This window comes from Acidovorax sp. GW101-11A03 (genome assembly GCF_059424825.1).
The window spans coordinates 1-18,053 of sequence record NZ_JBWKZU010000011.1 but is presented as its reverse complement, the minus strand read 5'-3'; the positions used below and the strand labels follow the sequence as shown (position 1 = coordinate 18,053).

The window sequence follows — 18,053 nt, the reverse complement described above, 5'->3', positions numbered from 1 at the left end:
CACACAACTACCCGAGGGAATGCACATGAGAGGCCATATCGCTGCGATCGTCCTGGTCGTTTTGGGCGTGTTTTTTCTGCTGACCAACCTGGGGCTGATCAGCATCAGCCTGCGCGAGCTGCTGCGGGTGTGGTGGCCGGTGGCGCTGATTGCGGTGGGCCTGGCGCTGTTCTTCACGCCTGGCGACAAAAAGAAGTAACTGGCCCCGGCACAACAGGCCGGGCCCTGACTCAATCTCCGCCGTGCTCGCTGCGCGGCGGCACAAACGCCGGGTCGCTGCCAAAGTAGCCCCGGAACAGATTGCGCGCAATGCCATGCGCCGCCACCTGCAGGTCGTGTGCCACCTCGGGGGCGAACAGGCGGCTGGTGTGCTGCTGCCACAGCCCCACCCAGGCTGCAAAGTGGGCGGGCGTCACGCCCTCCAGCGCCATGTGCTTGCCAAACACATCTCCCTTGAAGCTGCGCGTGCCCAGCGCCACCGTGCTCCAGAAGTCCACCAGCCGCTGCAGGTGGGCGTCCCACTGGCCGTGCAGGGCCTTTTCAAACACGGGCCCCAGCAGCGGGTTCTGGCGCACATCGCCGTAGAAGCCATGCACCAGCCGCGTGATGCTTTCCACGCTGGGTGGCATATGGCTCACGGAGCTGTCGGGTAAAGGTGTTTGCTGCGTCATGCCTGCAGTGTGCCCCCGCCGCTGCAGGCGCAGCCTGACGGACCGCAAGCTTGCGACGCAGGTGCCGCGCTGGCCTCGAAAACCGGGAACAACACGTTGTTCTCCAGATGAATGTGGTGGATGAGGTCGTCGCCCAGCTGGGCAATGCCTGCATACAGCGCGCGCCAGGTGTTGCAGGCGCCTTGGGGCGGTGTGGCGTCGTTGGTCAGGGCGTTGAGCTTGTCCAGCGCCTCGCCATGGTCCACATGTTCGGCGCGCATCATGCCGATGGGCTGGCCCACAAAGGGGTTGCCGCCGCTCTTGAGCATGGGGAACAGCACCTGCTCTTCCTTGAGCATGTGCGAGAGCAGCTCCTCATGCATGGTTTCGAGGTGATCGGCCAGCCCGGCGGGCACATGGGGGTTGTCGCGGTGCACGGCTTCCACGCGGCGGGCCATGCGGATCAGCTCGGGCAGCTGCTGGCGGTGCACCTCGTGGTAGCGCGCCAGGATGTGGTCGATGAGCGCGCTGGGCGATGCGGCTTCGGGCACGGCGTCGCTGCGTTGCAGGGTGGCCAGCTCGGCCAGCACGGCGTTGGCATCCAGCCCCCTGTCAGCCGCCGCCTGGGCCAGGCTCACCTGGCCGCCGCAGCAAAAGTCGAGCTTGAGCCGACGAAACACCGCCGTGGCACCGGGCAGTTGCACCGCGATCTGGCCGATCTGCTGGTCGGTGCTGAGGGGCGTGGGGTGGGCGGGAGCAGTATCCAGGTGGTCAACGCGGGCGTTCATGGCGGTTCCTTTTAAAGATTCATTTGTTGTGAATATTTTATTCAATAAAATTCATCCCGCATACCTCTTTAAATTGACCTGCGGCAAAACCCATGCGCCTGACCCAATGGACCGACTACACGCTACGCGTGCTCATGTACTGCGCGGCCACCGAAGCCCGCGAGCAGCCGGCGACCATCACCGAAGTGGCCGAGGGCTATGGCATCTCGCGCAGCCACCTGATGAAAATCGTGCAGCAGCTGGCCGCCCAAGGGCTGCTGGAGACCACGCGCGGGCGGGGCGGTGGCATGCGGCTGATGGTGCCTGCGTCGGCCATCAACGTCGGCGCCGTGGTGCGCGCCACCGAGACCGACTTCAACCTGGTGGAGTGTTTTGACCCCACCACCAACCAGTGCCGCCTGAGCAGCCACTGCCGCCTCAAGGGCGTGTTGTGGCAGGCCATGCAGGCTTATCTGGCGGTGCTGGACAGCGTGACGCTGGCCGACCTGATGGCCCCGGCCGCTGCGGGTGGGGCGGCCGCACGGGCCTTGCTGCCCACGGTGGCACTGCCCCAGGGCGGTGGCGCCACGCGCAGGCGCGCACCCGTGGCCGGGCTGCCGTCCAAAGCCGAGAATCTTGAATAAAAATCGCGGTTTCCGCGCGATGGATATCGGCTATTTGCTATCAAATTGATAGTTTCTGCGGCTCTGCCATGCATGCACCAGCAAACGCCTTCCGGTAGCGCGCCGGGGTCAGGCCCACATGCCGCGCAAATTCGCGTGTGAAGTGGGGCTGGTCGGCAAAGCCGCACGCAAACCCGATTTCTGCGAGGCCATGCGGGCTCTCCAGCAGCCATTGCGCAGCTACCCGCGCACGTGCCTCTGTCACGATGTGGCGGCAGCTCAGGCCGCGTTCGGTCAGCGCCCGCTGCAGGCTGCGGCGGGCCAGGCCCGTGTGCTGGGCCAGTGCATCCACCGTGTGCAGCGCTGCCGGGTCCTGCAGCACATGGCGCGCCAGCTGGTGCGCCAGCGGTGGCCAGGGCAGGGCGTCGCACAGGTGGGTGGCGGGCTGGGGCTGCAAGGTGGGGGGCGTGGGCGCCTTGCTGTCGTGATGTTCCCAATGCAAGGTCCAATGGCCTAGCAATTTTTGCGCGGCCAGCGGTGCCAGTTGCGCGTGCAGTTCGGCCGGGGTGGCGACAGGGGCTTCCATCCGCAGGTTCACGCGGTGGCCTGCGGCCTCGGGCGCGCCGATCTCCACCCGCAACCCGCGCACGCCCAGGGCCCGGCTGGCGCCCATCAGCACGCCGAGTACTGCCAGGCTTTCGGTGGGGTGGGGTTCTTCCGGCACACCGGGGCGCGCGTGGTGGCGCAGTGCCAGTTCGCCGGGGATGCTGGCCGTGATGCTGACCTGGTGGCGCGAATGCACATACCGCTCCAGCCGCTGCCAGCGTGCCATCAGCTCGGGCGGGCTGCTTGCCCCCAGCAGCGCGCGGTGCACCGGGTCGCCCGCCAGCAGGTCCACCCGCTGCGCCAGCTGCAGCAGCGTGCCCAGGCCGCCCTGGTGCAGCACGGCTTCGACCACGCTGCGCTTGTAGGCCAGGGGCACGTGGCTCGCGGCCAGCCCGTCGGCACCCGGTGGGGGCGGTGGCGGCACCAGCCCGTGCGCAGCCATGGCGCGCACCAGCAGGCGGACCATGGCGGCGCTGGCAAAGTCTTGCATGGGCGGATTGTGCCGTTGGTGCGACCCCGCTAAGCCTGCGTGGACAAGGCCTGCAGCACATCAGCACTGCGCACCGGCAGGCGGGCAAAACGCACGCCGGTGGCGTCGCGCAGCGCGTTGGCGATCGCTCCGGCCCCGGCCACCATGGCGGTTTCTCCAGCACCGGTGGGCGGCGCGCTGCTGTCGATCAGGTGCACATGCAGCGGCGGAATGTCGCCCATGCGTGGCAGCGGGTAGTCGGCAAAGCTGGCCGCTGCCACGCCCGAGCGGGCCACGGGCAGTTGCTCGTGCAGCACCATGCCCAGGCACCACACGAGGTTGCCCTCGGTCTGCGCGCGCACGCCGTCGGGCTGCAGCACCAGGCCGCAGTCGTGCGCGCACCACATCGCCACCACACGCACCTGGCCGGTGGCGCGCTGCACCTCCACATCGGCCACGGCGGCGGCATAGCTCACGCCTTTGTAGATGCCGCCTGCGATGCCGCGCCCGCGCAGGGTGGTGGCGTCGCTGGCGGGGCGCGCTGGCCAGCGGGCTTCGGCGGCGGCGCGGCGCAGCACCTGGGCCAGACGTTCATCAGTGGTGTGCTGCAGGCGCCAGGCCAGCGGGTCGGCCCCGGCGTGGCGCGCGCATTCGTCCATGGCGCTTTCCACCACCAGGGTGTTGGGCCCCGCGCCCAGGCCGCGCCAAGGGCCGGTGTGCACGGGCAGGCGCTGGGCGGTGAATTCGATGCGCTGCTGGGCCACGTCGTAGGGCATTTGTGCGCCGCGGGCCACGCCGCTGTCGCCCGCCAGGTCGGCCAGGGTCTGCATCCACACCGGCATGGCGGCGGGCGTGAACAGGATGTGGCTGCTGGCCAGCGCATGCCACCAGTGGGTGATGCGCCCGCCTTGCACGCGGGCCCGCACACGGTGGCTGGAGGGCGGGCGCTGGAAGCCCTGGGCAAACTCCTGCGCGCGGCTCCATTGCACCTTGACGGGCGCGCCCACGGCCTGGGCGAGCACGGTGGCCTCCAGCTCCACCGTGCACAGGGTGCGGCCGCCAAAGCCGCCGCCGATGCGGCAGGCTTGGACCTCGATGCGTTCAGCGTCCAGGCTGAACTGGCGGGCGAGCACGTCGCGCATGTAGAACAGGTCTTGGGTGCCCGCCCATACCTTCAGGGCGATGCCTTCTTTGCCTGCGTCGGCCAGCCAATGCGCCGTGGCGCTGCGTGGCTCGATGGGCGCGTGGGCGGCCAGGGGCACGTCCATGCGCAGGTCCAGCGACCAGGCTGTGTCTGTGGGCAGGTCGTCCTTGCGCAGGCGGTGCTGCAGCGCGCCCCGGCGCAGGTGCGTGTCGATGTCGATGCGCTCGTCGATGGCCGCCTGTTCGAAGGCGCTGCCATCTTCCACCTGCCACTGCACCGCCAGCGTGGCCTCGATGCGGTCGAGCGCTGAGGGCGTGCGCGCCACGATGCCCAGGCCCAGGCTGCCCATCTGCAACAGGCGCGGGTGCTGCACCACGGCCACGCAGGCTGGGTCGGCGCGAGCGGCTGTTTCGTCCCACGCCTTGGGGCGCGAGGTGATTTCGGCCGACACCGGTGCGCGCAGCACGCGGCCATAGAGCAGGCCGGGCAGGCGTGTGTCGCCCGCAAACAGCGGCTGGCCGGTGACGAGGGCGTGCAGCTGGCCCGGCGCCACCGCAGCTTCTTTGGCGGCCCCAGTGCGCGGCTGCAGGCTGCGCAGCGCGCTGGCCGGGATGTCGCGCGCGGCCAGCGTACCCGTGGTCTGGCCTTGCGCCAGGGCCTCGCGCAGCGTGGCGCAGGCGCGGGCCAGGGGCAGGGCAAAGTCCTGCACGCTGGCGCTGCCCAGGGTGGCGCGCACGCGGGCGATGTGGCGGGTGCTGGGCAGTTGCAGGTGTACTTGTGCGGGCGGCACACCCAGCTCGGCAGCGGCCAGGCCCTGCAGCGCGGCGCTGATCTGCTGGCCCATTTCGGCACTGGGCAGCCACAGGGTGTAGCGGCCGTTTTCGTGCCGTATCCAGCCCAGCGCGTCATCGGCGGTGGAGGTGGGGCGCTTGGGGATCACCGGCACCAGGCTGCAGCCCGCCAGCGTGACGGTGAGTACCCCGGCGCCTGCCGCTGCCAAAAACTGGCGGCGCTTCATGGCTTCGCACCCTCAGCAGCCTGGTGGATGGCCTCGCGCACCCGGTGCTGGGTGCCGCAGCGGCACAGGTGGGCCGACATGGCGGCGTCGATCTGTGCATCGCTCGGGCGGGGCGTGGCGCGCAGCAAGGCCACGGCGCCCATGATCTGGCCGCTCTGGCAGTAGCCGCACTGGGGCACGCGCAGGTCCAGCCAGGCCTGTTGCACGGGGTGCAGCGTGCCATCGGGCGCCGCCAGGCCTTCGATGGTGGTGATGGAGCGCCCTTGCAGCCCGCGCGCCGTCTGCAGGCAGGCGCGCTGCGCCACGCCGTCGATGAGCACGGTGCAGGCGCCACATTGGCCCATGCCGCAGCCAAAGCGGGTGCCCGTGAGGCCCAGCGGCTCGCGCAGCAGCCAGAGCAGGGGTTCGTCCTCCCAGCCGGGGGGCACCGGCTGGGCTTGTTGGTTCAGGGTGATGTGCATGGGGCCTCCGTGGGTGTGACGGGGCCAGTGTGCAAAGGACGGGGGTGGCGGGTCTTGAAGATTTGCGCCACACGCAGCGCGGGGCGCATCAGGGCATGGGGCGCCCGGTGGAACAAAAAATAGTGGTCAAAATAGCCGTCTGCGCGCGTCCATCAAGCGCAAGCAGCTATTGTTTTGGAAGCAATGCTTTCCACTGTGGCATGGTCTGTGCCCACCACAGCCGCAGGCGCATGGCCCACTCGGGCGTGTAGCCCGAGGTGGCAAACCGCACCTGGCCGTGCGTATCGATCACCACCAGCGCGGGCACGGAGCGCACGCCCCAGCTGTGCGACAGGGTGCCCTGTGGGTCCACCGCCGTGGGCCAGGGCATGCCGCGCTGGCGCTGCACCTGGGCCACCCGCTCGGCGTTGCCCGACTGCATAGCCACGCCCAGCACGGGCCAGTGGCCGGACAGGCTGGCAATGCTGGGCTCTTCGAGCTTGCACACTGCACACCATTCGGCCCAGAAGTGCACGGCCACGGCCTGGCCGGGATGCTGGGCGCGCCATGCGGCCAGGGTGGTGGGGGCGGGGGCGCCAGCGCTGGCGGCCATCACCAGCGCAGCATCGGGTGCGGGCCCCTGTGGCAGGTCGCGCGTGCGCCAGGTGTCCACCGCCACGATGGCGACCCAGGCGAGCACGAGGGTCGTCAGGTGCTGCTTCCAGCTTTTGCGCAAGGACTGCGCGGCGCGGGCGGAAAGGGCCTTCAGCATGGCGGGGCTGTGGTGTTGCGAATCAGCGCAGCACTTCCAGCAGCCGGTCCAGCCCGCCTTGGTTGATGGCCACCTTGGCCTGCGCGCGCACGGCGGGCTTGGCGTGGTAGGCCACCGACAGGCCCGCTGCACCCATCATGGGCAGGTCGTTGGCGCCGTCGCCCACGGCAATCGCCTGCTGGGGCGAGATGCCCATGAGCGAAGCCACTTCCAGCAGCGTGCGGCGCTTTTCGGCACCATCACAGATGTCGCCCCAGGCCTGATCCACCATGCGGCCGGTGAGCTGGCCATCTTGCACTTCGAGCATGTTGGAGCGGGCGAAATCAATGCCCAGCCCGGCCTTCACGCGGTCGGCGAAAAAGGTGAAGCCGCCGGAGACCAGCAGCGTGGTCAGGCCCGCCGCCTTGGCGGCGGTGATCAACTCCTTGGCACCGGGGTTGAAACGCAGGCGCTCGGTGAAGACCTGCTCCATGTGCTGCACTGTCACGCCCTTGAGCAGGGCCACGCGCTGGCGCAGGCTCTCTTTGTAGTCGGTGATCACGCCCTGCATGGCCGCTTCGGTGATGGCGGCCACCTCGGCCTTGCGGCCTGCGGCGTCGGCGATTTCGTCCACACACTCGATGTTGATGAGGGTGGAGTCCATGTCAAAAGCGATGAGCTTGTAGCTCGACAGGGACAGCGGGGGCGTGATGCCCTGGATGACGAGGCCGGGGGCGAATTCGGTAGCGTGGGTCATGGCGCAGACGACGGGGTGTTTGGTGTGGGGGAGAACAGAACCCGCAATGGTATCGCCCCGCTTCATGCCCCTTCCGTCTGCGCCGGTTGCCCTGCCACAGTGGGTGCGGCGCCCCCGCAGCGCCGCCGCTTCAGCGCGACGGCGGCGGGCCCTTGATGCTGCCACTGCCAGCCCCTGCGCGACCCGCAGGGTTGGGTGCGGGCGGCTCGTTCATCTTGACCAGGAACATGCGCAGGAAAAACGCGGCCATGCACAGCATGAACCCGATGCCAATGATGCTCATCAGGCCGTAGTCGGTAGAGAAAAGATCGTTCAGCAGCTTCATGGTGGGCACTCCTGGTTGGTGTGGCGTGCACTATCGCGCTGCGCCGGGCAATGCCTCTTGCGCTTTGTCAAGCATCGGCTGCATGCTGGCATGGCCTGAAGCGGGAGGGACGTGCTCGGCTATGGCGCCGTGTGACTCAATCCCGTTCCGCCGCCGCCAGCAGGGCGGCGATGCGCTGCAGCAGCGCCAGGGCCGCCACCGGCTGGGTCTGCAGCCACGCGTGCAGGGCATGGCCCACGCCAGGCAACTGGACCACGTCCACGCTGCGCGCGGCCATGGCGGCCTGGCTGTAGCCCCGGATGACCGTGGGCGGGATCACCGCATCCTCCGCGCCCCAGACCAGCAGCAACCGACCGCGAAAGCGCCGCAATGCTGCCCAGGCAAGGGCATCGGCGAAGTCCGTGGTGGCGCGCAAGGTCTGCTGAAAGGTTGGGCCGAAGGGCTGGTGCTCTGCCGCTGGTGTGTAGGCCGCTGGGCAGAACAGCACCAGGGCGCGTGGCTGCAGCGTATCCAGCAGCTGACAGGCCGTGTGGCCGCCCATGCTGGAGGCGATCAAGGCCAAGGGCGGATGTGTTGCCCCCAGGCCCAGGTGGGCCGCTACAGCCAGCGCCTGAGCCTGGCGGTCTGCCAGGCTGGAGCCCAGCAGGCTGCCGCCCGTGGTGCCGTGGCCTACAAAGTCGAAGGCAGCACCGGCCCAGCGTTGGGTGGCCAGAGGCTGGAGCAGGTAGTCCACACGCCGGTGGTTGGTGGTCGCACCGCCGCCATGCAGAGACAGCAGGCGCGGCACCGATGCGGCCATGTGGCTCCAGGTGCAGCCATGCAACTGGTGGGCGCCGTGGGCCACGGTAAAAGGCGTGCGCACGGCGACGGGTGCGCTGTGCACTGCGGCCTCTGGGGCGTCGGAGTCAGGGCTTTCGGCCATGCAGGTACAGCCGGTCCGACCAGGTGGCCAGCCACTCGGGCTTGAAGGCCACAAAAATCGCCGCGAGCATGCCGGTGACAAAACCGTCGCCCCAGGCCATCAGCCAGCGCGCCACCAGTGACAGCTCATCGCCCACGCCGGGCAGCAGGTGGCCGCTCCACTGCGACAGCACGCCCGCTGCAAACACGCAGACCACCGTGCCCAGAAACGCGCGGCCCAGTACATAGACAAATGGCTTGGTGCCGGTGTAGCGCCGCACCAGCGCGCCCAGGCCCAGCGCCAGCGTGGCGGGCACCACGCCCAGCCACACCGTGGCGCCCAGCGCGTCCGCCCAGGCCAGTGCGGGCGAAACCAGGCAGGCCAGGGTGCCCACGGCCATGAGCACGGGGATGGCCAGCGGCCAGCCCAGCATCAGCACCACCAGGCAGGCGCCTGACCACTGCAGCTGCAGCGGCATGGCGTGCAGTGTGGGCAGGGCCCACATCCAGGGCAGAAAGACCAGCGTGGCAAGCAGCGGCGTCCACAGCGCCGACGGCGTGCCGTGGGTTTCGTGCGCCAGCGGCTTGCGGCTGGCCAGCATGCGCCAGGGCCGTGCGGCCAGGGCGGCAGCCAGGGACACAAGGAGGAGGATGCCTTCAATCCACATGGCCGTCTTTTGCTACGCTATTGATAGCTGTTGCGGCTTGATGGAAGCGCGGGAGAGGCCAATTTTTCTCAAAATTGGTCACTCATGCGGCCACCACCGGCTGCCCCAGCGACCGCAGGATGTCCCGCACCATCTGCGCGCGGTCCTTGGGCTCCTTCAGCTCGCGCTCGATGCGCAGCTTCTCGTTGCCCGCCAGCTTGATGTGCTTGTTCTTCTGGATCAGCTCGATGATGCGCATCGGGTCGATGGGGGGCTGGGGCTTGAAGGTGATGTTGATGACGCCAGGCGCCGCATCCACCTTCACCACGCCGTAGGGCTGGCTCAGCACGCGCAGGCGGTGCACGTCGATCAGGGTCTGGGCCTGGGGCGGCAGCTTGCCGAAGCGGTCCACGATCTCTTCGAGCAGGCCGTCGATCTGGTCGGGCGTCTTGGCGGTGGCCAGCTTTTTGTAGAACGACAGGCGTAGGTGCACGTCGCCGCAATAGTCGTCGGGCAGCAGGGCGGGGGCGTGCAGGTTGATGTCGGTGGTGACCGACAGGGGCGAGAGCAGGTCGGGCTCCTTGCCGGCCTTGAGCGCCTTGACGGCCTCGCTCAGCATTTCGTTGTACAGCTGGAAGCCCACCTCCAGCATGTTGCCGCTCTGGTTTTCGCCCAGCACCTCTCCGGCGCCGCGGATTTCCAGGTCGTGCATGGCCAGGTAGAAGCCGCTGCCCAGTTCCTCCATCTGCTGGATGGCGTCCAGGCGCTGCGCGGCCTGCTTGGTCAGGCCCTCGGTGTCGGGCACCATGAGGTAGGCATACGCCTGGTGGTGGCTGCGGCCCACGCGGCCACGCAGCTGGTGCAGCTGCGCCAGGCCGAACTTGTCGGCGCGGCTCATGATGATGGTGTTGGCCGTGGGAACGTCGATGCCGGTCTCGATGATGGTCGAGCACAGCAGAATGTTGAAGCGCTGGGCCACGAAGTCGCGCATCACACGCTCCAGCTCGCGCTCGGGCATCTGGCCGTGGGCCACGGCGATGCGGGCCTCGGGCAGGATTTCTTCGAGCTTCTGGCGGCGGTTCTCGATGGTCTCCACCTCGTTGTGCAGGAAGTAGACCTGGCCGCCGCGCTTCAGTTCGCGCAGCACCGCTTCACGGATCACGCCCGTGCCCTCGTTGCGCACGAAGGTCTTGATCGCCAGGCGCCGCTGCGGCGCGGTGGCGATGACGCTGAGGTCGCGCAGCCCTTCGAGCGCCATGCCCAGCGTGCGCGGGATGGGCGTGGCCGTGAGGGTGAGAACGTCCACCTCGGCGCGCAGGGCCTTCATCTGCTCCTTGTGGCGCACGCCAAAGCGGTGCTCCTCGTCGATGATGAGCAGGCCCAGGTTGTGGAACTTGGTGGATTCGGACAGCAGCTTGTGCGTGCCCACCACGATGTCCACCGTGCCGTCGCCGATGCCCTTGATGGCGGCGGTGATCTCCTTGCCCGAGCGAAAGCGCGACACTTCGGCCACCTTCACCGGCCATTTGCTGAAGCGGTCCACCAGCGTCTGGTAGTGCTGCTCGGCCAAGAGCGTGGTGGGCGCGAGGAAGGCCACCTGCTTGCCCCCGGTGACGGCCACGAAGGCCGCGCGCAGGGCGACCTCGGTCTTGCCAAAACCCACGTCGCCGCAGACCAGGCGGTCCATGGGGCGGGGGCTGATCATGTCCTGGATCACGGCGTGGATGGCGGCGTTCTGGTCGGCCGTTTCTTCAAAGCCGAAGTCGTTGGCAAAGGTCTCGTAGTCCTGCGGGCTGTAGCGGAAGGCATGGCCCTCGCGCGCCGCGCGGCGGGCGTAGATGTTGAGCAGCTCGGCCGCGCTGTCGCGCACCTGCTCGGCGGCCTTGCGCTTGGCCTTTTCCCACTGGCCGCTGCCGAGCTTGTGCAGCGGGGCCTCGTCGGCGCTCACACCGGTGTAGCGGCTGATCAGCTGCAGCTGGCTCACGGGCACGTAGAGCACGGCCTTGTCGGCGTATTCCAGGTGCAGGAACTCCTGCATGGCGGGCGTGCCGTCGGGGTTCTTGTTGCCCACGTCCATGTTGACGAGGCCCCGGTAGCGGCCGATGCCATGCTGGCTGTGCACCACCGGGTCGCCCACGTTGAGCTCGGCCAGGTCCTTGATCAGGGCCTCGACATCGCTCACTTGCTCCTGCTTCTTGCGGCGGCGCGTGGTGGGGCCGGCGGCAAACAACTCGGTCTCGGTGACGAAGTCGATACCGTCCTCGATCCAGCTGAAGCCTACGGTGAGGCCGGCGGTGGCAATGCCCACCTTTTCGCCCTCCGTGCCCTGGAACTCGGCCAGCGAGTCGAAGGCGGGTGGGTTCACCCCACTGGCGCGTAGAAAGTCGAGTAGGCTCTCGCGGCGGCCATCGCTTTCGGCCAGCAGCAGCACGCGGTGCTGCGTGTTGCGGATGTGGGCATGCAGGCGGGCCAGCGGGTCCTCGGCCCCACGCACCACCGACAGGTCGCCCAGCTTCTGGAAGTGCGGGTTGTCGTCCACGTCCTCCACCCCGGGGCGGATGGACAGCTGGGCATGCTCCTTGGCACGTGTGTAGAACTGGTCGGCCGAGAGGAATAGTGACTCGGGCGGTAGCACCGGCCGTTCGGGGTCGCCCTGCACCAGGCGAAAGCGGTCTTTCGTGTCCTGCCAAAAGCGCTGGAACGCGGGCTCCAGGTCGCCATGCAGCACCACGGTCGCCTCGCCGCCCAGGTAGTCGAACACGGTGGCCGTGTCGTCGAAGAACAGCGGCAGGTAGTACTCGATACCGGCCGTGGCCACGCCCGCGCCCATGTCCTTGTAGATGCGGCTCTTGGTCGGGTCGCCTTCCAGCATCTCGCGCCAGCGGCTGCGGAACTTGGCGCGCGCGTCGTCGTCCATCGGGAACTCGCGGCCGGGCAGCAGTCGCACCTCGGGCACCGGGTACAGGCTGCGCTGGCTGTCCGGGTCGAAGGTGCGGATGCTGTCGATCTCGTCGTCGAACAGGTCCACCCGGTAGGGCACCAGGGAGCCCATGGGGAACAGGTCGATCAGCCCGCCGCGCACCGCGTACTCGCCCGGGCTCACCACCTGCGAAACATGCGAGTAGCCCGCCAGCGTGAGCTGGGCCCTGAACTTCGCCTCGTCGAGCTTTTGCTTGACCTTGAAGTGGAAGGTGTAGCCCGCCAGGAAGGAGGGCGGGGCGAGGCGGTACAGCGCCGTGGTGGCGGGCACCAGCACCACGTCGGCGCCTGTTTCCTTGTCTTTCTGCGAGATGTGCCACAGCGTGGCCAGCCGCTCGCTGATCAGGTCCTGGTGCGGCGAGAAGGTGTCGTAGGGCAGGGTCTCCCAGTCGGGGAACAACGCGCAGCGCAGCGTGGGTGCGAAGAAAGCCATCTCGTCGATGAGGCGCTGCGCATCGGTGGCGTCGGCCGTGACGATGGCGGTGGTGCGGCCTGCGGCCTTGTCGCGCTCGGCCAGACGGGCCAGCAGCAGGGAGTCGGCGCTGCCCACGGGGCGGGGCAGGGCAAAGCGTTTTCCGGGGGAGAGTTTGGGGAGTTCCATGCGGACGGTGTCGGTCGTCAGGGCCACCGCATCCCCCGGGGCACGGAGCGCGCACGGGCTGGATCGGGGGCAACGGGACATTTTAGTGACCCATGGCCGGATGCGCTGTATGCCGCCTTGGATGCCGGTGCCACGTCGGGCGTCGGGTTGTTGCGCAGACCCCTGGGTGCATCCTCCTAGAATGCGCCTCTCATGACCATCGACCCGCTGCTGCAACCCTCGCTCGCTGCCCCCCACGCACCCACGTCGTCACCAGGGCGTTTGTGGGCGCTGGTGCCCTGCGCGGGCATGGGCTTGCGGGCCGTGGCTGCACCGCCTGCAGCCCCCGCAGGCAGCACGGTGTCGGCCTTTGGCGCGCTGGCTGGTGCTGCGGGCGAGCCCGCGCCGCCGCCGCTGCCCAAGCAGTACCACCTGGTGGCGGGCCACCCCATGGTCATGCACACGCTGGCCGCGTTTGCGGGCGTGGCGCGGCTGGCGGGCACGCTGGTGGCGGTGGCGCCGGGGGACCACTTCCTGGACGCCCATGCCCATCCCTCGTTTTTTGTGGCCCACTGCGGCGGCCCGACGCGCGCCGCCACGGTGCAGGGTGGTATCAAAACCTTGCTGGAGCGCGGCGCCCAGCGCGACGACTGGGTGCTGGTGCACGATGCCGCGCGCTGCCTGGTCACGGCCGAGCAGATCGATCGGCTCATCGACGCCTGTGTGCACGACTCCGTAGGCGGCTTGCTGGCCCACCAGCTGGCCGACACGCTCAAGACCTCCATCGATGGACCGGGCGGCGTGCGCGTGGCCTCCACCGTGGACCGCAGCAACAAGTGGCTGGCACAGACGCCGCAGATGTTTCGCATTGGCCCGCTGCAGGACGCGCTGGCCAAGGTGGGCACCAACGTGACCGACGAAGCCAGCGCCATGGAGGCCATGGGTCTGCACCCGCGCCTGGTGCCGGGCGGCGCACAGAACTTCAAGGTGACCTACCCCGACGACTTTGCGCTGGCCGAGGCCGTGCTGGCCCAGCGCGGCTACGGCACTACGCTGGCCCGTTTTGGCGGCGAGCGCGGCCACGGCGCCAGCGAGACAGGGCGCAAGACGATTTTTTGAAGCCTTCCTGCGCGCGTGGTCAGTGTTTGTGCAGAGAAGTGATGGATCAATAGACATGCAGCGGTTCACCAAGCTTTGTGCAGCGGCTCTGTCAGGGTGGTGCAGCCGCGCCAAGACAGCTTTGTGAATCGCTTAGAAAAGGATAGAGATGAATTTCAGGATTGGTGAGGGTTGGGATGTGCATGCGCTGGTGCCCGGCCGTGCCCTGGTGATCGGCGGCGTTCTCATTCCGCACACCATGGGCCTGCTCGGCCACTCCGATGCCGATGTGCTGCTGCATGCAATCACCGACGCCATCCTGGGTGCAGCAGGGCTGGGCGACATCGGCCGGCACTTTCCCGACACCGATGCGCAGTTTCGCGGCGCCGATTCGGCCGTGCTGCTGGCCGAGGCGGCGCGCCGGGTGCGCGCTGCGGGGTACAGTATTGGCAATGTGGACAGCACCGTGGTGGCGCAGGCGCCGCGCCTGGCCGCGCACATCCCCGGCATGCGCGAGTGCATCGCCAAGGCCCTGCAGGTGGCGCCCGACCAGGTGAATGTGAAGGCCAAGACGGCCGAGCGCCTGGGGCCCGTGGGCCAGGGCCTGGCCATGGAAGCGCGCGCAGTGGCGCTGATCTACAAGGCCTGAGCCTTCAGTCGGTTTGCACCGCCCAGGCTGCTACATAGCCCGGTGTGGCGGCCGTGTTCAGCGGGTCGGCCACGGGCGCACCGCGCACCTGCACCAGCGGCAGCACACCCGCCCACACGGGGTGCAGCATGTCCTCAGCGTCGTCCACCGGCGGGCCGCTGCGCACCTTGCAGGCGGCTTCATCGAGGGCAATGCGCAGCACGGTGGTGGCCGCAAACTCCTTGTCATTGCCCGCGCGGATATCGGCCTGGCGGCCCACTGCGATGTGGTCCATGAGCGCGGTCAGTGCGGCGTGCTTGTCGGCCACGGGCTCGAAGCGGCCATACACCATGGCCGAGCGGTAGTTCATCGAATGGTTGAAGGCCGAGCGCGCCAGCACCAGGCCGTCGAGGTGGGTGATGGTGACACAGGCCTGCGCACCCTGGCCCAGCCACTTGACCATGCGCCCGCCATTCGAGCCATGGATGTATAGGTGCTCGCCCTCGCGCCAGCAGGCCGTGGGGATGTTGTGTGTGCCCTTGTCGTCGGCAAAGGCCACATGGCACAGGTAGGCGGCGTCGATGATGGCGTGCAGCGTGGCGCGGTCGTAGCGGGCGTTTTCGGCCACGCGGCGGACGCGGGTGCGGTCGGTGGCGGGCTGGGTGGCGGCTGTGTCGTTCACGGTGCGTGGTTCCGATGGGGAAGTGGATGAAGGGGCGCAATGTAGACGCTGCTTGGTGCCAGAATAAGACCCACAAGCAAACTATTTTTTAGGGCCACAGACCGCCATGGATTTTCAGCTGCTGTTCGGCGCCTTCAAGGCGCAGCCTGCACATGTGCGCTGGTCGCAGCAGCGCCAGCTGCACGAGTGCCTGCGCCATGGCATCCGCAGTGGCGCCCTGGCCAGCGGCACCCGCCTGCCCGCCAGCCGCACGCTGGCCGTCGAGCTGGGCGTGGCGCGCAACAGTGTGCTGTATGCCTACGAGCAGCTCGCCACCGAGGGCTTCATCGTGGCCACCCGGCGCGGCAGTGTGGTGGCACCGCTGGCTGGGCGACTGGTGGCAGGCTCCACGCCCGTGGCGCCTGTGCTTGAGGGACGCTCGTGTCTGTCGCGGCGCGCGCAGAACATGCCACTGCTGCCCGGATCGGAAACGGCGGCGGCGTTCGCCCCCGGCGTGCCCGCGCTGGGCGACTTCCCGGTGGTGCGCTGGCGGCGCATGCTGGACAAAGCCTGGGCGTCGCTAGCACCCGCACAGCTCAACTATGCCGACCCGGCGGGCGAGCCCGCGCTGCGCGAGGCCATCGCGGGCCACCTGCGCGTGGCACGCGGCGCGTTGGTAGACGCCGCGCAGGTCTTCATCACCGACGGCACACAAAGCAGCCTGGACCTGTGTGCTCGCGCCTTTGCCGATGCAGGCGACAAGCTGTGGATGGAGAACCCCGGCTACCAGGGCGCCGTGGCGGCCTTCCGCGCCGCGCAGCTCAAGGCCGTGGGCATTGTGGTGGACGCCGACGGCATGGCCCCCACGGCGAGCGACTGGCTGCGCCAGCGGCCCCGGCTGATCTACACCACCCCCTCGCACCAGTACCCGGTGGGCAGTGTGATGAGCCTGGCGCGGCGCTTGGCGCTGATTGATGGCGCGCGCCAGGCGGGCGCGCTGGTGATAGAGGACGACTACGACAGCGAGTTTCGCCACGACGGGCCGCCCCTGGCCTGCATGCAGGGGCTGGCGCCCGACGCGCCGGTGGTCTACCTGGGCACCTTCAGCAAGACCATGTTCCCCGGCCTGCGCATCGGCTTCATGGTGGTGCCCACGGCCCTGGCGCCCGCGCTGGCCCTGCTGCTGGACCGCGCCGCGCCGCGTGGGCGCACGGCCGACCAGCGGGCGTTGGCCGAGTTCATCGTGAGTGGCCAGTTCGCCCTGCACCTGCGGCGCATGCGCCGCCTGTACCGCCAGCGGCGCGATGCGCTGGTGGCCGCGCTGGCGCAGCACCTGGGCGATGTGGCTACCGTACACGGCGGCACGGCGGGCATGCACCTGGCTCTGCGCTTGCACGACGCTGCGGCCGATGATGTGGCGCTGAGCAGGCGCCTCATGGCACAGCACGGCATCATGGCTCCGGCCCTGAGTCTGCACGCCGTGGGCCTGCGCGCGCAGCCCTGGCGCGGCTTTCTGCTGGGCTATGCGCAGGTGCCGGTGGAGGCGATGGAGCCGCTGGTGAAAAAGCTCGCTGCCGTGGTGCGTGGCGGTGCCTAGGTGCTGTCCCGCTCGATGATGGAAAAGCCGATGTCCACTACGGGTTCTGACACGGGCTGGCCCTCGGCCCGGTCGGCAATCAGCTGCGCCGCCGCCTGGCCCATGCGGGTGCCGTCGATGCGCACAGTGGAGAGGCTGGGGCTCACGGTCTCTGCGAAGTCGATGTCGCCAAATCCCATCACTGCGAGCTGATCGGGCACGGCGATGCCGCGCACGCGCGCTTCGGTCAGCACGCCCAGGGCGAGCATGTCGGAGCTGCAGAACACTGCATCGATGTCGGGCGTATCGGCCAGCAGGGCCACCAATCCCTCGCGACCATCGGCGTGGGTGGTGGGGGATTTGCCCAGCCGTATGGCGGGCTGGCGCAGTCCCAGGCGCAGGGCGGCGGCTTCAAAGCCGCGTGCGCGGCGGGCGGCGCGCTCGTCGCCACCACTGAGCAGCGCCAGGTGTCGCCGACCCTTGGCAAACAGGTGCTCGCACACGGCCGCGCCCAGCGCTTCATGCCGCAGGCCCACCAGCATGTCGATGGGGGTGTCGGTGAAGTCCCAGGTTTCGACAATAGGGATGCCCGAGGCGGTGAGCAGACGCCGCCCTTCGGGTGAGTGCATCACACCCGTGAGCACGATGCCATCGGGTCGTCGGCCGACGATGGCGCGCAGCAATTCGTCCTCGCGGGAACGCGCGTAGCCCACTTGGCCCAGCATCACCTGAAAGCCGCGCAGTTCCAGAGCCTCGGTCAGCGCCTGCACCATCTCGCCAAACAAGGGGCCTGTGAGTGTGGGCACTAAAGCCGTGACCACATGGCTGCGTGCCGACCGTAACCCGCCCGCCACCAGGTTGGGTACATAACCCAGTGCAGACACGGCCTCCTGCACGCGTTCCCGCGTGCGCTCGGACACCTGCTGCGGCGTATTGATGGCGCGCGAGACGGTGATCATCGACACGCCTGCGCGCTCGGCCACCTCGCGCAGCGTGACGGCGGGGCGGTCGCGGCCAAGGAGAGGGGCAGGGTGGGCCGGGTCGGGGGCGTGCATGGTGGCGGAGTCTAAAGCGGGAAGTCGCTTGACCGATGCCGCAGGCGGCCTCGCGGTGCATCCGCGTTCATTGAAGTCAAAACCAAGGGTTTATCCTATGTTGTCTGATGATGTTAACGTTAACATTTGCGTATTCAGGCGAGATTTTTCAGATTTACCGCGAGAAGAACTAGCTTGTACGACCTGTTGGTTTGTTTTCCACCCTTCACCGCGCGCCATTCACCATGACTCCCCAAGACCTCAAAACCATCATGGGCTCCGGCCTGCTGTCCTTCCCCATCACGGACTTCGACGCGCAGGGTAACTTCCGCCCCAAGACCTACATCGAGCGCCTGGAGTGGCTCGCCCCCTACGGCGCCAGTGCCCCGTTTGCCGCCGG

General features: G+C 68.5%; 17 protein-coding genes and 2 pseudogenes. 6 read left to right on the top strand and 13 right to left on the bottom strand.

Going from position 1 to position 18,053, the window contains the following annotated elements:
* Positions 1-25: 25 nt before the first annotated feature.
* Positions 26-199: a LiaI-LiaF-like domain-containing protein gene (locus tag AC07Z7_RS07005; protein ID WP_165773869.1), complete on the top strand. Its 174-nt coding sequence runs from the start codon at positions 26-28 to the stop codon at positions 197-199.
* A gap of 31 nt (positions 200-230) precedes the next feature.
* Here AC07Z7_RS07005 and AC07Z7_RS07000 read toward each other — a convergent pair whose 3' ends face one another.
* Both AC07Z7_RS07000 and ytfE read right to left on the bottom strand, forming a co-directional pair.
* Positions 231-671, bottom strand: coding sequence for a group III truncated hemoglobin (locus tag AC07Z7_RS07000; RefSeq protein ID WP_494765800.1), 441 nt, complete (start codon positions 669-671; stop codon positions 231-233).
* Positions 668-1,438 (bottom strand): iron-sulfur cluster repair protein YtfE, encoded by a 771-nt coding sequence (gene ytfE, locus AC07Z7_RS06995; protein WP_205734102.1) that lies wholly within the window; start codon positions 1,436-1,438, stop codon positions 668-670. Before ytfE ends, AC07Z7_RS07000 begins: the two co-directional genes overlap by 4 nt.
* Before the next feature lie 92 nt (positions 1,439-1,530).
* Here ytfE and AC07Z7_RS06990 point away from each other — a divergent pair, with 92 nt between their 5' ends.
* Positions 1,531-2,061: an RrF2 family transcriptional regulator gene (locus AC07Z7_RS06990; protein ID WP_494765799.1), complete on the top strand. Its 531-nt coding sequence runs from the start codon at positions 1,531-1,533 to the stop codon at positions 2,059-2,061.
* Between the two features lie 40 nt (positions 2,062-2,101).
* Here the strand turns inward: AC07Z7_RS06990 and AC07Z7_RS06985 are convergent, their stop codons facing one another.
* The 9 genes and pseudogenes from AC07Z7_RS06985 to mfd all read right to left on the bottom strand — a co-directional run bounded on the left by AC07Z7_RS06985 (position 2,102) and on the right by mfd (position 12,677).
* Complete coding sequence (locus AC07Z7_RS06985; RefSeq protein ID WP_494765798.1) at positions 2,102-3,136, bottom strand: helix-turn-helix transcriptional regulator; 1,035 nt, start codon at positions 3,134-3,136, stop codon at positions 2,102-2,104.
* A 29-nt stretch (positions 3,137-3,165) separates the two neighbouring features.
* Entirely contained in the window at positions 3,166-5,277 is a 2,112-nt protein-coding gene (locus AC07Z7_RS06980) for a xanthine dehydrogenase family protein molybdopterin-binding subunit (RefSeq protein WP_494765797.1), read from the bottom strand.
* The gene (locus tag AC07Z7_RS06975) at positions 5,274-5,738 is read right to left on the bottom strand and encodes a (2Fe-2S)-binding protein (protein ID WP_494765796.1); all 465 of its coding nucleotides are present in this window, start codon (positions 5,736-5,738) and stop codon (positions 5,274-5,276) included. The genes AC07Z7_RS06980 and AC07Z7_RS06975 overlap by 4 nt, the downstream gene beginning before the upstream one ends.
* 166 nt (positions 5,739-5,904) lie before the next feature.
* Complete coding sequence (locus tag AC07Z7_RS06970) at positions 5,905-6,489, bottom strand: redoxin domain-containing protein (protein ID WP_494765795.1); 585 nt, start codon at positions 6,487-6,489, stop codon at positions 5,905-5,907.
* A gap of 22 nt (positions 6,490-6,511) precedes the next feature.
* The gene (gene serB / locus AC07Z7_RS06965) at positions 6,512-7,225 is read right to left on the bottom strand and encodes a phosphoserine phosphatase SerB (protein ID WP_094287681.1); all 714 of its coding nucleotides are present in this window, start codon (positions 7,223-7,225) and stop codon (positions 6,512-6,514) included.
* A gap of 211 nt (positions 7,226-7,436) precedes the next feature.
* Positions 7,437-7,550 (bottom strand): annotated as a pseudogene (locus tag AC07Z7_RS06960) (DUF3149 domain-containing protein); the annotation flags it as partial.
* 136 nt (positions 7,551-7,686) lie between these two features.
* A complete protein-coding gene (locus tag AC07Z7_RS06955; protein ID WP_494765794.1) occupies positions 7,687-8,472 on the bottom strand; it encodes an alpha/beta hydrolase in 786 nt (261 codons plus the stop codon).
* Positions 8,456-9,118 (bottom strand): hypothetical protein, encoded by a 663-nt coding sequence (locus tag AC07Z7_RS06950; RefSeq protein ID WP_494765793.1) that lies wholly within the window; start codon positions 9,116-9,118, stop codon positions 8,456-8,458. The genes AC07Z7_RS06955 and AC07Z7_RS06950 overlap by 17 nt, the downstream gene beginning before the upstream one ends.
* Positions 9,119-9,200: 82 nt before the next feature.
* Entirely contained in the window at positions 9,201-12,677 is a 3,477-nt protein-coding gene (gene mfd, locus AC07Z7_RS06945) for a transcription-repair coupling factor (protein WP_494765792.1), read from the bottom strand.
* A 192-nt stretch (positions 12,678-12,869) separates the two neighbouring features.
* Here mfd and AC07Z7_RS06940 point away from each other — a divergent pair, with 192 nt between their 5' ends.
* A complete protein-coding gene (locus AC07Z7_RS06940; RefSeq protein ID WP_494765791.1) occupies positions 12,870-13,775 on the top strand; it encodes an IspD/TarI family cytidylyltransferase in 906 nt (301 codons plus the stop codon).
* 148 nt (positions 13,776-13,923) lie between these two features.
* Positions 13,924-14,403, top strand: a complete 480-nt coding sequence (gene ispF, locus AC07Z7_RS06935; protein ID WP_494765790.1) for a 2-C-methyl-D-erythritol 2,4-cyclodiphosphate synthase — start codon at positions 13,924-13,926, stop codon at positions 14,401-14,403.
* Positions 14,404-14,407: 4 nt separating this feature from the next.
* Here the strand turns inward: ispF and AC07Z7_RS06930 are convergent, their stop codons facing one another.
* Positions 14,408-15,064, bottom strand: a complete 657-nt coding sequence (locus tag AC07Z7_RS06930; RefSeq protein ID WP_494765789.1) for a pyridoxamine 5'-phosphate oxidase family protein — start codon at positions 15,062-15,064, stop codon at positions 14,408-14,410.
* 106 nt (positions 15,065-15,170) lie between these two features.
* Here AC07Z7_RS06930 and pdxR point away from each other — a divergent pair, with 106 nt between their 5' ends.
* Positions 15,171-16,640, top strand: coding sequence for a MocR-like pyridoxine biosynthesis transcription factor PdxR (gene pdxR / locus AC07Z7_RS06925; protein WP_494765788.1), 1,470 nt, complete (start codon positions 15,171-15,173; stop codon positions 16,638-16,640).
* On the opposite strand, the gene AC07Z7_RS06920 is transcribed toward pdxR, so the two are convergent.
* Positions 16,637-17,674 (bottom strand): LacI family DNA-binding transcriptional regulator, encoded by a 1,038-nt coding sequence (locus tag AC07Z7_RS06920; RefSeq protein WP_494765787.1) that lies wholly within the window; start codon positions 17,672-17,674, stop codon positions 16,637-16,639. The two genes, pdxR and AC07Z7_RS06920, sit on opposite strands and share 4 nt — an antisense overlap.
* A 224-nt stretch (positions 17,675-17,898) precedes the next feature.
* On the opposite strand from AC07Z7_RS06920, the pseudogene AC07Z7_RS06915 reads away from it, so the two are divergent.
* A pseudogene (locus AC07Z7_RS06915) lies at positions 17,899-18,053 on the top strand (5-dehydro-4-deoxyglucarate dehydratase); the annotation flags it as partial.